The following is a 13,930-nucleotide window of genomic DNA, read 5'->3' as shown; positions in this document are numbered from 1 at the left end:
CGCGTATTCGCGGCCTCGCCGGTCAGAGGGCCGCGTCGAGCGCCAACTCGCCGGGGGTGTCGAGGCGCACCGTCGTCGTACGGCCGGCGGCGCTCACCTCGTACGAGCCGAGAAACCCCCGGAACCGGACGCGGCCCTGCGCGTCCGCGACCAGAGCGGTGGGTGGCAGCCACCACTCGCCCTTGATCAGCCCGTGCAGGGCCTCGTACGAAGGCTTGCGGCTGCCGTCGACGCGCAGGAAGCCGCCCGGCGCGCCCAGCCAGCCGCTGTCGCTGATGCCCCAGTAGGTGATGGCCTGTACGGACGGGTGGGACAGGAGGGTGCGGTAGTGCCGGACGATCTCGTCGGCCTGGCGCTGCTCGCCCTCGGGAGTCGTCGGCCAGTCCGGGATCTGGTAGTCGTTCAGGTCGACGATCTCCGGCGGCATCAGGTGACCGGACACGATCGTGGTCTCGGTGAAGTGGATCGGCAGTCCGTAGCGGGCGAACCTGTCCAAGATCGCCAGCGTCTTCTCCTCGCCCCAGTAGCCCTGGTGCATGTGGCTCTGCAGGCCGAGCGCGTCGATCCGCACGCCGGCCTCCAGCACCCCCTCGATCAGGCACTCATAGGCCGCCGACATGTCGAAGTCGTTGAGCAGCAGCGTGGCGTGCGGGTTCGCGGCCCGGGCGGCGTCGAACGCCATCCGGACCATCGGGATGCGGCCCAGGTCGCGGCAGAGGCGGGTGATGCCGTTGTCGTCCCGGTCGAAGATCGGCATGATCACGACCTCGTTGATCACGTCCCACGCGTCGATCACCCCGGCGAAGTCGGTGACCTCGCGGGTGATCCGGTCCCGCTGCACCTGGGCGATCTCGTCGGTGGGCAGGTCGCGAAGCCAGTCGGCGGTCACCGTGTGCCAGGCCAGGGGGTGGCCCTTGACCGGACAGCCGCGTTCCGCGAACCAGCGGGCCGTGGCCAGCAGGCGCGCGGTGTCCGGCCTGCCGCGCTCCGGCTCGAAGCGGCCCCAGTAGAACGGCAGGGTGGCGAAGTTGAACAGCTCGAACCACTCCCGCGCGACACGTCGGTCCAGCTCCGTGCCGGCGCCGTTCGCGAGGTCGATGAACTCGAAGCCGATGCAGCCGAACAGGAAGTCGTGGTCGCGCTGCGCGACGGTCACCTCCTGGCCGGCCAGCGGCCGGCCGTCGCGCGTCACGGTCACGGTCGCCTCGGCGGTGCGGTGCTCCATCTGTCCTCCCCGATGCTCCGCGCCCAGGTACGCGGGCCTCCGGAGCACAGGCTAGGCACTCCGGGCCCGGCCGCCATCCACCGGGGCACCCGCCGGCCACCGGTCCCCGGGGCCTTCCGCTGGGCGGAAAGCAGGGGCGGCGCCGACCCGACGGATCGGGCAGGCTACGGGACGAGCGGCGGGCGAGCGAGGAGGCACGGATGCGTACGCAGGTCGGCATCGTCGGGGCGGGACCGGCGGGACTCATGCTCGCGCACCTGCTGCACCTGGCCGGGATCGAATCGGTGGTGCTCGAGTGCCGCAGCCGGGCGTACGTGGAGCAGCGGGTCCGGGCCGGGGTGCTCGAACAGGGCTCGGTCGACCTGCTGCGGCGCACCGGGCTCGGCGACCGGCTCGACCGGGAGGGGATGCGGCACGAGGGCATCGAGTTGCGCTTCGACGGGGAGTCGCACCGGGTCCCGATGACCGAGCTGACCGGGCGGGCCATCACCGTGGACGATGACGCCGGCCGCGCCGGTCCGCATCAGGTGCAGCGCGGTCTTGTAGTCGGTGCACGGCGGAGGAGCTGCACTGCGACTTCGTGGCCGGCTGCGACGGCTTCCACGGGGTGAGCCGGGGCGCGGTGCCCGACGGCGTGCTGACCACGTACGAGCGGACGTACCCGTTCGCCTGGCTGGGCATCCTCGCCGCCGCTGCACCGGCCGTGGAGGAGCTCATCTACGCCAACCACGAGCGCGGCTTCGCCCTCTACAGCCTGCGCTCGCCGGAGATCTCCCGGCTCTACCTGCAGGTGGCCCCCGACGAGGACATCAACGCCTGGCCGGACGAGCGGATCTGGGCGGAGTTGCGGGCCCGGCTGGAGACCGTGCCGGGCTGGTCGCTCAACGAGGGGCCGATCCTGGAGAAGGGCATCACGCCGATGCGCAGCTTCGTGGTCGAGCCGATGCAGTGGAGGCGGCTGTACCTGGCGGGGGACGCCGTTCACATCGTCCCGCCGACCGGCGCCAAGGGGATGAACCTGGCGCTCGCCGACGTCGCCCTGCTCGGCGACGCCTTCGCCGCCTGGTACGGCGAGGGGCGTACCGACCTGCTGGAGAACTACTCCGGTACCGCGCTGCGTCGGGTCTGGCGGGCGCAGCACTTCTCCTGGTGGATGGCCTCCATGCTGCACCGGCTGGACGGGCAGGACGCGTACGAGGCGAAGCTGCAGACCTCGACGCTGCGCTACGTGGCGACGTCCCGCGCGTACGCGACCAGCCTGGCCGAGAACTACGTCGGCCTGCCCGAGGTGTGACAGCCGCCCGTCGGCCAGGAGCCGGCGCCAGCGCTCCCCGGTGCGGTTGCGCGGCCACCGTCAACCGCACCGGACCGCCCGATCACCCGGCGGCCGGGGCCGGCGCGGGCACGGTCAGCACCCGACCGGTGCGCGGCCCACCGGCCAGCGCCGCCAGGCTCCACTCCGTCGCGACCAGGAACAGGGTTCGGGTGTCCGGACCGCCGAGGGCGCAGGCGAAGCAGCCGCGGTCCAGGTCGATCCGGTCGAGCACCCGGCCGCCCTCGGCGACCCGGACCGCGCACCGGTTCGGCACGTCGCCGTACCAGACGGCACCGTCGGCGTCGAGGCAGATGCCGTCCGGCGCGGAGTCCGGCACGGTCGCCCAGACCCGCCGACCGGTGAGCGAGCCGTCGGCGGCGACGTCGTAGCCGGTGAGCCGGGACGCGTACGACTCGGCGACGATCAGCGTGCGCCCGTCCGGGGTGAGCGCCATCCCGTTGGGGAAGGCGACGTCGTCGGCGACGATCCGGGCCGCCCCGTCCGGCTTGACCAGGGCGATGGCGCCGGGCGCGTACTCCCCGCCGGGGAAGTCGAAGCCGATCGTGTTCACGTACGCGTTGCCCCGGGCGTCGGTGACCACCTCGTTCCAGGGGTGCGGCACCAGCCCGGCCAGGTCGGCGTACGGGTCCAGGGTGCCGTCGGGCTCCTGGCGCAGCAACCGGCCGGCACGCCCGGCGACCACCAGCAGCCGCCCGTCGGGCAGCCAGTCGAGGCAGGTCGGCAGCCCGTCCACCCGGGCCGCCACCTCGGTCCGGCCGGCGTCGTCGACGGCCAGCACCTCCCCCGCGCCCCAGTCGGCGAGCCAGAGCCGTCCGTCGTGCCAGCGGGGCGACTCCCCGAACGCCAGTCCGTCCAGCAGGATGCGGGGTTCGCTCATTCGACACTCCTCAGCAGGTCCCGGGCGCGGGACAGATGGGCCCGCTCGGCCGCGTTCCCGGTGTGGTCGATCGCCGCCTGGTACGCGCGGGCGGCCTCGGCGGGCCGGTCGAGCCGGCGCAGCAGGTCGGCGCGGACGGCGTGGAAGACGTGGTAGCGGGCCAGGTCGAGCCGGTCCACCTCGGCCAGCGCGGCCGCCGGGCCGTGCACCTCGGCCAGCGCGACGGCCCGGTTCAGCGCCACCACCGGGCCGGGGGCGCAGGCGGTGAGCTGGTCGTACAGGGCGAGGATCTGAGTCCAGTCGGTGTCGGCGGCGGTGGCCGCATCGCTGTGCACCGCGCCGATCGCGGCCTGGATCTGGTACGGGCCGGGCCGGTTCCGTCGCAGGCAGCGGCGGACCAGCGCCTGCCCCTCGGCGATCAGCGCCCGGTCCCAGCAGGCCCGGTCCTGCTCGGCGAGCGGCACCAGGGCGCCGTCGGGCGCCACCCGGGCGGGGCGGCGCGCCTCGGTGAGCAGCATCAGCGCGAGCAGGCCGAGCACCTCAGGCTCGTCCGGCATCAACCGGGCGAGCAGCCGGCCCAGCCGGATCGCCTCGGCGCACAGCTCGTCGCGGACCGGCCGCTCCCCCGAGCCGGCCGTGTGCCCCGCGGTGAAGATCAGGTAGAGCACGGCGAGCACGGCCTGCAGCCGGTCGGGCAGGTCCGCGTCGCGCGGCACCCGGTACGGGATCCGGGCGTCGCGGATCTTGGCCTTGGCGCGGACCAGGCGCTGCGCCATGGTCGGCTCGGGTACCAGGAAGGCCCGGGCGATCTCGGCGGTGCTCAGGCCGCCGAGCAGCCGCAGGGTCAGCGCCACCCGGGCGGCGGTGCCCAGCGCCGGGTGGCAGCAGGTGAAGATCAGGCGGAGCCGGTCGTCGCGCACAGGGCCCTCCTCGGCTGGCGGGTCGGGGGCGTACAGGAGGGCTGCCTGCGCGTGCCGGTCGGCCCGGGAGGCGTCGCGGCGCAGCCGGTCGATGGCCCGGTTCCGCGCGGTCGTGATGATCCACCCGGCGGGGCTGGGCGGCGGACCGTCGACGGCCCACCGGTCCACGGCCGTGGCGAACGCCTCCTGCACCGCCTCCTCGGCCAGGTCGATGTCGCCGAGCAGGCGGACCAGGACGGCGACCGCCCGGCCGTACTCCGCCCGGAAGGCCCGTTCGACGTGCGACGGTCCCGTCATGCCTCGCCCTGGAACGGGCGCACCTCGACGGGCAGGGTGGTGGCCAGGGCGTACCGGCGGGCCCACTCGAGGGCGGCGTCGAGGTCGGGCGCGGTGATGACGGTGATGCCGCCCAGGTACTCCTTCCCCTCCACGTATGGCCCGTCGGTGACCAGCACCTCGTCGCCCTTCGGGCGCAGCACGGTCGCGGTCTCCGGCGCGTGCAGGCCGTTGCCGAAGACCCAGTTGCCGGACTCCTTCAGCTCCCGGCCGATCGCGTCGACCTCCCGCATCACCCCGGCCAGGAACTCCGGGTCCGGCAGCTCCGCGCCGGCCGGCTGGTACATGCTGATCAGGTACTGCTTCACGTGGTCCTCCTCGTCCGGCGGGCCGGCGTCGTGCCGTCCCCTCCACCCTCCACACGATCGGGCGGGGCCGGTATCGACATGCCGGGCGGCGAACTTTCCCGGACCCCGCCCACCGATCCGAAGATAGAGAAAATCTTCCATACATCTATTGCAAAAAATCTCCGCAGTGTGACGTAATACTGACAGTTCCTTTCGTCAGGCTCCCGCCGCCGCACGCGGCAACCCCCAGGGAGGAAACATGCACCGTCCCCTGCGATCGGCGCTGCGCACCGCCGCCGCCGCCCTGTTCGCCACGGTCACCCTGACCGCCTCGGTCACCCTCGGCGCCACGCCCGCCAGCGCCGCCCCGAGCGGCCTGCCCGGCATGGACGTCTCCAGCTACCAGGGCAACGTGAACTGGTCCGCCGCCTGGAACAACGGCGCCCGGTTCGCCTACGTCAAGGCCACCGAGGGCACCTACTACACCAACCCGTACTTCGCCCAGCAGTACAACGGCTCCTACAACGTCGGCATGATCCGCGGGTCGTACCACTTCGCCCGGCCGGACACCACGAGCGGCGCCACCCAGGCCAACTACTTCGTGGACCACGGGGGCGGCTGGTCCAAGGACGGCAAGACCCTGCCGGGCGCGCTCGACATCGAGTACAACCCGTACGGCTCCACCTGCTACGGCCTGAGCCAGGCCTCGATGCGCAGCTGGATCGCCTCGTTCGTCAACCAGTACTACGCGCGGACCGGCAGGTGGGCCACCATCTACACCACCACCGACTGGTGGAGCACCTGCACCGGCAACACCTCGCAGTTCGCCTCGAACAACCCGCTCTGGATCGCGCGCTACTCCAGCAGCGTCGGCACCCTGCCGGCCGGCTGGGGGACGTACTCCTTCTGGCAGTGGGCCTCCTCCGGCACCTTCCCGGGTGACCAGGACGTCTGGAACGGCAGCCTGGACCGGCTCAAGGTGCTGGCCTGCAACGGACCCTGCTGACCCGCCCGCCGGTGGTGGGCCGGCCGTCCCGGCCCGGCGTTGCTGACCCCACGCCGCGACCCGGAGCAGCCGCCCGCCACCGGCGGTGTCCGTCCGTACCCGAGAAGGAGGCCCCGATGTCCGCCCACCTGCCCCGGCGGGCCGTGCTGCGCGGCGCGGTCCTGCTCGGCGCCGCCGCCGGCGCCACCGCACTGAGCCAGTTCGGCGGCGACCGGGACGCCCGGGCCGTCGCCGGCGCGGTCGACCAGCCGACCATCGCCAACTGCGCCACCTGGGGCGCCCGCCCGCCGTCGTCGGCGGTCAGCGTCGTGCAGAGCCGCCCCAACAAGATCATCATTCATCACACGGCGTTCCCGAACACCACCGACTACAGCCTGGCGCAGGCCTACCGGAACTCCCGGGACATCCAGGACCTGCACATGGACACCAACGGCTGGCTCGACTCCGGACAGCACTTCACCAACAGCCGCGGCGGCTACCTCACCGAGGGCCGGCACGGCAGCCTGTACGCCCTGCTGCACGGGCAGACCATGGTGCAGGGCGCGCACTGCGTCGGGCAGAACAGCCAGGCCATCGGCATCGAGAACGACGGCATCTATCTCGACGTGCAGCCGCCGCAGGCGCTCTGGGACAGCCTGATCTGGTTCTGCGCGTTCACCTGCCAGCAGTACGGCATACCGGCCAGCGAGATCTACGGACACAAGGACTTCAACAACACCCAGTGCCCCGGGCTGCTGCACGACCGGCTGCCGGAGCTGCGCAGCGCCGTCGCCGCCCGGCTCGGCGGCTGACCCGCCCCGATCCGGCCCGGCGCGGCGGCGCCGAGAACCTGGATGTGGTGGCCTCGTCGCCGGCACGATGCCACTACCTCCAGGATCGAGCGCGCCGAGGCGACCAGAACGCGACCAGAACCGGGGAATGGCCGGAAACCGGCGCGGTGGGTGCCGGAGGTGTCGCAGCCTGGGATCGTGGCGGAGCGGCGGACGGCGGGCGGCGACGCCGACCCGCGCGCGCCGCTGGCCGAGCTGTACGCCGCGCTCGACTCCGGCCCGGACGGCCTGGCCACCGCCGAGGCCCGAAGCCGGCTGACCGGGTACGGGCGGAACGAGCTGCGCCGGCAGCGGCGGCGCGGCTGGTGGCGGGAGTTGGGCCGGCAGGTGGTGCACCCGCTCGCGCTGCTGCTCTGGGTGGCCGCCGCGCTGGCCTGGGTCGCCGGCACGCCCCTGCTGGCCGGGGCGATCCTGGTGGTGATCGCGCTGAACGCGCTCTTCGCCTCGGTCCAGGAACGCCAGGCCGAGCGGGCCGTCGAGGCGCTCACCCGCTACCTGCCCCGCCAGGCCCGGGTCCGCCGGGACGGCCGCTGGCAGGAGATCCCGGCCGCCGAACTGGTGCCCGGCGACATCCTGGCGGTCTGCGAGGGCGACCGGATCTCCGCCGACGCGCGGCTGGTAGACGGGTCGGTGGAGGTCGACCTGTCCGCGCTGACCGGCGAGTCGCAGCCGGTCTACCGCTCGGCCGACGCGCCCTCGGCGGCGGGCGGCCCGACCGAGGCGGCGAACCTGGTGTTCAGCGGCACCAACTGCCTCGGCGGAGAGGCCCGGGCACTGGTGCACGCCACCGGCATGGGCACCGAGCTGGGCCGGATCGCCGCCCTCTCGCAGCGGGTCGGCCGCGAGGAGAGCCCGCTGGAGAAGCAGGTACGCCGGGTGGCCTGGCTGATCGCCGCGGTGGCGGTCGGCGCCGGGCTGGTGTTCTTCCCGATCGGGGTCCTCGCCGCCGGCATGCCGATCGGGGACGCCTTCGCGTTCGCCATCGGCCTGCTGGTCGCCAACGTGCCGGAGGGGCTGCTGCCCACCATCACCCTCGCCCTGGCCGTCGGCGTCCGCGGCCTGGCCCGGGTCGGTGCGGTGGTGAAGCGGCTCAGCGCGGTGGAGACCCTCGGCTCCACCGACGTGATCTGCACCGACAAGACCGGGACGCTGACCGAGAACCGGATGCGGGTGGTCGCCGTCCGGGCCGCCGACACGCTGCGCGACCCCGCGCCCGGGCCCGGCGAGCGGCCGGACCCGGCGCTGTGCGCGCTCGCCGTCGCGGTGGCGGCGTGCAACAACGCCGATCCGGACGCGGGCGACCCGACCGAGGTGGCCCCGCTGCGCCTCGCCGCCGACCTCGGCGTCACCGACGCTGGCCACCCGGGGCGGCGGACCCAGTATCCGTTCGACCCGAAGCTGCGGCTGATGTCCACGGTCGACGAGCGGGACGGCCGGCTGTCGCTGCACACCAAGGGCGCGCCCGAGGAGGTGCTGGCCCGCTGCACCCGGGTGCTGGCTCCGGACGGCGGGGACCGGCCGCTGGACGAGGCGTACCGGACGGAGCTGGCGGCGGCGGTGACCGCGCAGGCCGAGCAGGGCCGGCGGGTGCTGGGGGTGGCCCGGCGCCCGCTGGACGGGGTGCCCGAGCGGCGCGCGGAGGCCGAGCGGGACCTCACCTTCCTCGGCTTCGTCGCGATGGTCGACCCGCCCCGCCCGGAGGTGCCCGAGGCGGTGGCCCGCTGCCACACCGCGGGCATCCGGATCATCATGGTCACCGGCGACCACGGGCGCACCGCGGCGGCGATCGCCCGGCAGGTCGGCATCGTGCGCGGCGAGCCGACCGTGGTGACCGGCGACCAGCTCGACGCGATGAGCCCGGACCGGCTGCGCCACCTGCTGGGCGAGCGGCGGGAGGTGGTCTTCGCGCGGGTGTCGCCCGAGGCGAAGCTGCACATCGCCGAGGCACTGCGGGCCAACCACGAGGTGGTCGCGATGACCGGCGACGGGGTGAACGACGCGCCGGCGCTGCGGCGGGCGGACATCGGGGTGGCGATGGGCCGGACCGGCACCGACGTGACCCGGGAGGCCGCCACCATGGTGCTCACCGACGACAACTTCGCCACCATCGTGGCGGCGGTCGCCGCGGGTCGCCGGGTCTACGACAACGTCCGGAAGTTCATCCTCTACATCTTCGCCCACGCCACCCCGGAGGTGGTGCCGTTCCTGATCTTCGCGCTCTCCGCCGGGGCGGTGCCGCTGCCGCTGACCGTGTTGCAGATCCTCGCCATCGACCTGGGCACCGAGACGCTGCCGGCGCTCGCGCTGGGCCGCGAGCCGGCCGAGCCGGGGCTGATGGACCGGCCGCCGCGGCGACGCAGCGACAAGGTGGTGAACGCTCCGATGCTGGCCCGCGCCTGGGGGTTTCTCGGGCTGATCTCGGCAGCGCTGGTGATGGCCGGCTTCTTCGCCGTGCTGCTGCGCGCCGGCTGGCGCCCCGGCGCGCCCACCGGCCCCGGTACGCCGCTGCACGACGCCTACCGCGAGGCGACCACCATGACCTTCCTCGGCATCGTCTCCTGCCAGGTCGGCACGGCGTTCGCGGCGCGCACCGAGCACGCCTCGCTGCGCTCGGTCGGCGTGTTCAGCAACCGGCTGCTGCTCTGGGGCATCGCCTTCGAGATCGCCTTCGCCGCGCTGATCGTGGGCGTGCCGCCGGCACAGGACGTCTTCGGCACCCGGCCGCCCGAGCCGGTCATGCTCGCGCTGCTGCTGGCCTTCCCGCCGATCGTCTGGGGCGCCGACGAGTTGCGCCGCGCCGCGCGCCGCCATTACAAGCACTCGCTTATATAAGTGCTACGTGATAGAAAGGCCCGGTGCACGCCTTCGACGTCCTCGGGGACCCCGTCCGCCGCCGGATCCTGGAGCTGCTGGCCGAGGGCGAGCAGACCGCCGGCACGCTGGGCGTAACCGTCCAGCGGGAGTTCGGCATCAGCCAACCGGCCGTGTCGCAACACCTCAAGGTGCTGCGCGAGCACGGTTTCACCACCGTGCGACCCGAGGGCACCCGCCGCCTCTACGCCGTCGACCCGGGCCCGCTGCGGCAGGTCGACGAATGGCTGGCCGGCTTCCGCCGGTTCTGGACGCCGCCGCTGGAGGCGCTCGCCACCGAGCTGGCCCGGGGCCGGCGGGAACGGCGGCTGCGCGACGGCAACCCCGACGAGAGGACCACATCATGATCGACGTGACCGGACAGATCAGCGCCGTCGAGCGCCGGCTCGGCAGCCGTACGCTGCCCGCCGGCCAGGCCCGCGTGCTGACCATCAGCCAGACGTACGACGCGCCGGTCGCGGACGTCTGGGACGCCTGCACCAGCGCCGAACGGATCCCCCGCTGGTTCCTGCCCGTCTCCGGGGAGCTGAAGCTCGGCGGGCGCTACCAACTGGAGGGCAACGCGGGCGGCACCGTCGAGCGCTGCGACCCGCCGCACAGCTTCGCCGCCACCTGGGAGCTCGGCGGCGAGGTGAGCTGGATCGAGGTCCGGCTCACCGACGCCGGCGCGGGGCGCACCCGGTTCGAGCTGGAGCACGTCGCGCACGTCGACGACCAGCGCTGGGCCGAGTACGGCCCCGGCGCGGTCGGCATCGGCTGGGACCTGGCGCTGGTCGGTCTCGCCTCCCACTTCGCCACGGACGGCACCGGCATCGACCCGGCCTCGGGCGCCGCCTGGGTCGGCTCGGCCGAGGGCCGCCGCTTCATGACGGAGAGCAGCGCGCGCTGGACCGAGGCGAGCGTCGCCGCCGGCACCCCGGCCGACCAGGCCCGCGCCGCGGGCGACCGGGTCACCGCCTTCTACACCGGCGCGCCCACGCCCTGACCGGGCACCGTCGCGCCGCCGGTCGCCCGTGACCGGCGGCGGCGGGCGTCCGGCGCAGTGTCGCACCCGTCCGGCAGACTGTCGATCATGCCGATCCGATCCGTCGTCGCGCTCGTCGCGGCCGTCAACGCCGGACAGCCGGTGAAGTACCTGCACTTCTGGGGGCACCGCCCGCAGCGCGACGGCAGCGTCGGGGCCGGCTGCCTGAGCCAGTGGTGGCCGGCGCCCTTCACGGTGGAGGGCCGCACCTACCCCACCGCCGAGCACTGGATGATGTGGCACAAGGCGACCCTCTTCGGCGACGTGGAGATCGCCGGGCGCGTCCTCGCCGCCGGGCACCCGGACCGCGCCAAGGCCCTCGGCCGGCAGGTACGCGGCTTCGACGAGGCGACCTGGGCGGCCCGCCGGTACGACATCGTGGTCGCCGGCAGCGTGGCCAAGTTCGGCCAGCACGAGGAGCTGACGCGGTTCCTGCTCGGCACCGGCGACCGGGTGCTGGTGGAGGCGAGCCCGCTGGACCGGATCTGGGGCATCGGCCTGGCCGCCGACGACCCCCGGGCGAGCGACCCGGGACGGTGGCAGGGCGAGAACCTGCTCGGCTTCGCCCTGATGGCGGCCCGCGCTGAACTCCGCCGGGCCGGCTAGGGTCGTCCGGTGCATGACGACCTGGGATACAACTGCGGCACGTGCGGCGCGCGACACGAGGAGGCGCCGCTCTCCTACCGCACCCACGCACCGGTCTACTGGTCCGACGAGCTGGCCATGGACGGCGACAGCGAACTGACCCCCGACCTCTGCGTCATCCGCGGCGAGCACTTCTTCGTCCAGGGCAACCTGGACATTCCCCTGCGCGACGCCGAGGGTCACTTCTCCTGGGGCGTGTGGGTGTCGCTGAGCGGGGCGAACTTCGCCCGCATGCTGGCGCGGTGGGACACCCCGGGTCGGGAGGCGGAGACACCCTACTTCGGCTGGCTCTCCACGGAGCTGCCGGTGTACGAGCCGACCACGGTGAACCTCAAGACGCACGTGCACACGCAGCCGGTGGGCCTCCGGCCGCACATCGAGGTCGAGCCGACCGACCACCCCCTCGCGGTGGCGCAGCGGACCGGCATGACCATGACGGAGGTCCGGCGGATCGCGGAGCGCCTGCTGCACCCGGAGCCACTCCCCGGCTCGACCGGGTGACCGGCGCGGTGCGCCGGTCAAGCGGGTAACGTGCAGCGGCGTGACCAGCGCACCGTACTCGCACTGCTCGTTCTGTGGCGCCGCCTACCCGGCGGACGCCGGCTGGCCCCGGGTCTGCACGGGCTGCGGCGAGACGGTGTGGCGCAACCCGCTGCCCGTCGCGGTGGCGGTGCTGCCGGTCCGGACGCCGGCCGGCCTCGGCGTGGTGGTGGTCCGCCGGGACATCGAGCCGGCCCGGGGCGAGCTGGCGCTGCCCGGCGGCTTCGTCGAGTACGGCGAGGAGTGGTCCGAGGCGCTGGTCCGGGAGTTGCGCGAGGAGACCGGCCTGCTGGCCGACGCCGACGAGGCGCGGCTGTTCGCGGTGCACGGCGCGCCGGCCGGCGGCACCATGATGGTCTTCGGGGTGCTGCCGGAACGGCCGCTGGGCGACCTGCCGCCCTCCGCGCCGACCGAGGAGGCCACCGAGTGGCTGGTCCTCACCGAGCCGGTCGAGCTGGCCTTCTCCACGCACACCCGGGTGCTGGCCGACTTCCTCGCCGCCCAGCGCGCGGGCTGAGCCGCGCCGTCCGACCGGGTCAGCGGCGCAGGTAGGCGGGCGGGACGGTGTCGGTGAGCCACACGCCGTTGTCGCTGCGGTAGAAGACGAAGCCGTCCGCGGCCATCGCGGCGGCCGCCACGGTCAGCACCACCACCGTGCCGGCCCGGCGGGCGCCGACCCGCCGGGCCGTCGCCACGTCCGGCGACAGGTGTACGTGGTGCCGGCGACCCCGGCGCAGCCCTTCGGCGCGGATCGCCGGCAGCGCGCTGTCGCTGGTGCCGTGGAAGAGCAGCTCGGGCGGGTCGGCCGGGGCCAGGCCGAGGTCGACGGAGACGGAGTGCCCCTGGCTGGCCCGGATCCGGTCGACGCCGTCGGCGCCCCGCGTTACCGCGAAGCGCCGCTTGTCGTTCCCGGCGACCACCGCGTCGAGGTCGGCGCGGCTGAGCCCGAGCGCCGCGAGCAGGTCGGTGACCGGCACCCAGCCGGCCCGGTCGAGGGTCAGGCCGAACCGGTCCGGCCGGTGCCGCAGCGCCAGGGACATCCGCTTGCTCACCCGGACCAGGTCACGATGATCCACGCGGCCAGTGTGACCGACCGGCGGGCCGGCGGCGACGGGATATCAGCGAACGGCCGCCGAGCCGCGGCTGACCATCAGGGCGGAGGCGTCCACCACCTCGAAGTCCCTGCCCCGCAGCCCGCCGAGGGCGTGCAGGGCGTCGTTGTCCCAGCGTGGGTCCGGCGCGCCGGACAGGTACCAGGCCGAACCGTGGTCGGCGACGATCACGCCGTACCGCCGCATCGCCTCGGCGACGATCCGGGCCTGCCGCGGCACGCGGGACAGGTCCACCGACCGCTTGAGTCGCAGCCGCTGGCCCAGCTGCGGCAGCGCCGGGTCGGTGGCGGAGGAGGCGGAGTGGGTGGCCGGCCAGGTCCAGCCGCTGCGGGTACGCGGCACGGTCACCCGGATGGCGTGGTCGATCCGGCCGGCGGCCACCTCGTCGTAGCGGACCAGCCCGGCGAGGATGGGGAGCCCGGCGGCGTCGGCGGAGGTCCACCCGGCCGGGCGCAGCCGGTTGGACCGGAGGTCGAAGACCGCGCCCGAGCCGGCCCGCCATCCGCCGCCGGCCGCCGGGTGCGCGTCGAACAGTTCGTACGCCCGGCAGGCCGTCCTGTCCCAGACGATCACGTGCCGGTCGCCGGTGCCGCCGGGTCCACCCTCGACCGCCGCGTCCGGCGGGACCGGGTACGGGCCGGGATCGCTCTCGTCGGCGTACCCGAAGGTCACCGGGACCCGCCGCTGCCCGGCGGGGACGACGGTGACCGGGATGCCGATCGGCGCCCCCTCCCACCGGCCGGAGCCGAAGTCGGCGTGCACGGCGGCGTCGGCGCCGATCGCGGCGGTCATCGCCGCGGACCGCGGATGCACCGGCAGCCGGGAGACGTCGGCGTGCCAGACGTTGTCCGCCGGGAACACGGTGCACGGCCGGGCCGACGGGCTCGGCCGGGCGCCGAGTCCGGTACGGGCGGCCGGCAC

The 13,930-nt window shown here is 74.2% G+C and carries 15 protein-coding genes and 1 pseudogene; 10 read left to right on the top strand and 6 right to left on the bottom strand.

What is annotated here, in order from left to right:
* Positions 1-22: 22 nt before the first annotated feature.
* On the bottom strand, positions 23-1,225 hold the full coding sequence (locus EFE23_RS17970; protein WP_123242101.1) for an endo-1,4-beta-xylanase: 1,203 nt from the start codon (positions 1,223-1,225) through the stop codon (positions 23-25).
* A gap of 200 nt (positions 1,226-1,425) precedes the next feature.
* Between EFE23_RS17970 and EFE23_RS28995 the strand changes: the two are divergent.
* Both EFE23_RS28995 and EFE23_RS17965 read left to right on the top strand, forming a co-directional pair.
* Positions 1,426-1,653, top strand: a pseudogene (locus tag EFE23_RS28995) (FAD-dependent monooxygenase); the annotation flags it as partial.
* A 152-nt stretch (positions 1,654-1,805) separates the two neighbouring features.
* On the top strand, positions 1,806-2,519 hold the full coding sequence (locus EFE23_RS17965; protein ID WP_233601046.1) for a 4-hydroxybenzoate 3-monooxygenase: 714 nt from the start codon (positions 1,806-1,808) through the stop codon (positions 2,517-2,519).
* Positions 2,520-2,601: 82 nt separating this feature from the next.
* Here EFE23_RS17965 and EFE23_RS17960 read toward each other — a convergent pair whose 3' ends face one another.
* From EFE23_RS17960 to EFE23_RS17950, 3 genes are read right to left on the bottom strand one after another with little or no spacing between them, the layout of a single operon-like run.
* Complete coding sequence (locus EFE23_RS17960) at positions 2,602-3,438, bottom strand: SMP-30/gluconolactonase/LRE family protein (RefSeq protein WP_123242100.1); 837 nt, start codon at positions 3,436-3,438, stop codon at positions 2,602-2,604.
* The gene (locus tag EFE23_RS17955; RefSeq protein WP_123242099.1) at positions 3,435-4,655 is read right to left on the bottom strand and encodes an RNA polymerase sigma factor; all 1,221 of its coding nucleotides are present in this window, start codon (positions 4,653-4,655) and stop codon (positions 3,435-3,437) included. The genes EFE23_RS17960 and EFE23_RS17955 overlap by 4 nt, the downstream gene beginning before the upstream one ends.
* Positions 4,652-5,002 (bottom strand): YciI family protein, encoded by a 351-nt coding sequence (locus EFE23_RS17950; RefSeq protein ID WP_123242098.1) that lies wholly within the window; start codon positions 5,000-5,002, stop codon positions 4,652-4,654. The genes EFE23_RS17955 and EFE23_RS17950 overlap by 4 nt, the downstream gene beginning before the upstream one ends.
* Before the next feature lie 238 nt (positions 5,003-5,240).
* Between EFE23_RS17950 and EFE23_RS17945 the strand changes: the two genes are divergently transcribed.
* The 8 genes from EFE23_RS17945 (at position 5,241) to EFE23_RS17910 (ending at position 12,414) form a co-directional block, all read left to right on the top strand.
* Positions 5,241-5,987 (top strand): lysozyme, encoded by a 747-nt coding sequence (locus tag EFE23_RS17945; protein ID WP_123242097.1) that lies wholly within the window; start codon positions 5,241-5,243, stop codon positions 5,985-5,987.
* Positions 5,988-6,103: 116 nt separating this feature from the next.
* Positions 6,104-6,778, top strand: a complete 675-nt coding sequence (locus EFE23_RS17940; protein WP_123242096.1) for a peptidoglycan recognition protein family protein — start codon at positions 6,104-6,106, stop codon at positions 6,776-6,778.
* Positions 6,779-6,937: 159 nt separating this feature from the next.
* Entirely contained in the window at positions 6,938-9,649 is a 2,712-nt protein-coding gene (locus EFE23_RS17935) for a cation-translocating P-type ATPase (protein WP_233601043.1), read from the top strand.
* Between the two features lie 23 nt (positions 9,650-9,672).
* Positions 9,673-10,035: an ArsR/SmtB family transcription factor gene (locus EFE23_RS17930; protein ID WP_123242094.1), complete on the top strand. Its 363-nt coding sequence runs from the start codon at positions 9,673-9,675 to the stop codon at positions 10,033-10,035.
* Positions 10,032-10,673 (top strand): SRPBCC family protein, encoded by a 642-nt coding sequence (locus tag EFE23_RS17925; RefSeq protein ID WP_123242093.1) that lies wholly within the window; start codon positions 10,032-10,034, stop codon positions 10,671-10,673. Before EFE23_RS17930 ends, EFE23_RS17925 begins: the two co-directional genes overlap by 4 nt.
* Positions 10,674-10,760: 87 nt before the next feature.
* Positions 10,761-11,318, top strand: a complete 558-nt coding sequence (ybiA, locus tag EFE23_RS17920; protein ID WP_199737123.1) for a riboflavin biosynthesis intermediates N-glycosidase — start codon at positions 10,761-10,763, stop codon at positions 11,316-11,318.
* 9 nt (positions 11,319-11,327) lie between these two features.
* Positions 11,328-11,858 carry a DUF2199 domain-containing protein gene (locus EFE23_RS17915; RefSeq protein WP_123242091.1) on the top strand — a complete coding sequence of 177 codons (531 nt, stop codon included), beginning with the start codon at positions 11,328-11,330 and terminating at the stop codon, positions 11,856-11,858.
* A 40-nt stretch (positions 11,859-11,898) separates the two neighbouring features.
* Positions 11,899-12,414, top strand: coding sequence for an NUDIX domain-containing protein (locus EFE23_RS17910; protein ID WP_123242090.1), 516 nt, complete (start codon positions 11,899-11,901; stop codon positions 12,412-12,414).
* A gap of 19 nt (positions 12,415-12,433) precedes the next feature.
* Here EFE23_RS17910 and EFE23_RS17905 read toward each other — a convergent pair whose 3' ends face one another.
* Together EFE23_RS17905 and EFE23_RS17900 are read right to left on the bottom strand one after the other, a co-directional pair.
* A complete protein-coding gene (locus EFE23_RS17905) occupies positions 12,434-12,973 on the bottom strand; it encodes an RNA 2'-phosphotransferase (protein ID WP_123242089.1) in 540 nt (179 codons plus the stop codon).
* A gap of 42 nt (positions 12,974-13,015) precedes the next feature.
* The coding region (locus EFE23_RS17900; protein ID WP_199737122.1) for a hypothetical protein at positions 13,016-13,930 on the bottom strand (915 nt) is incomplete at its 5' end.

This window comes from Micromonospora solifontis, assembly GCF_003725545.1.
GTDB classification, from domain to species: domain Bacteria; phylum Actinomycetota; class Actinomycetes; order Mycobacteriales; family Micromonosporaceae; genus Micromonospora; species Micromonospora solifontis.
This window is presented reverse-complemented; position numbering and strand designations above follow the sequence as displayed.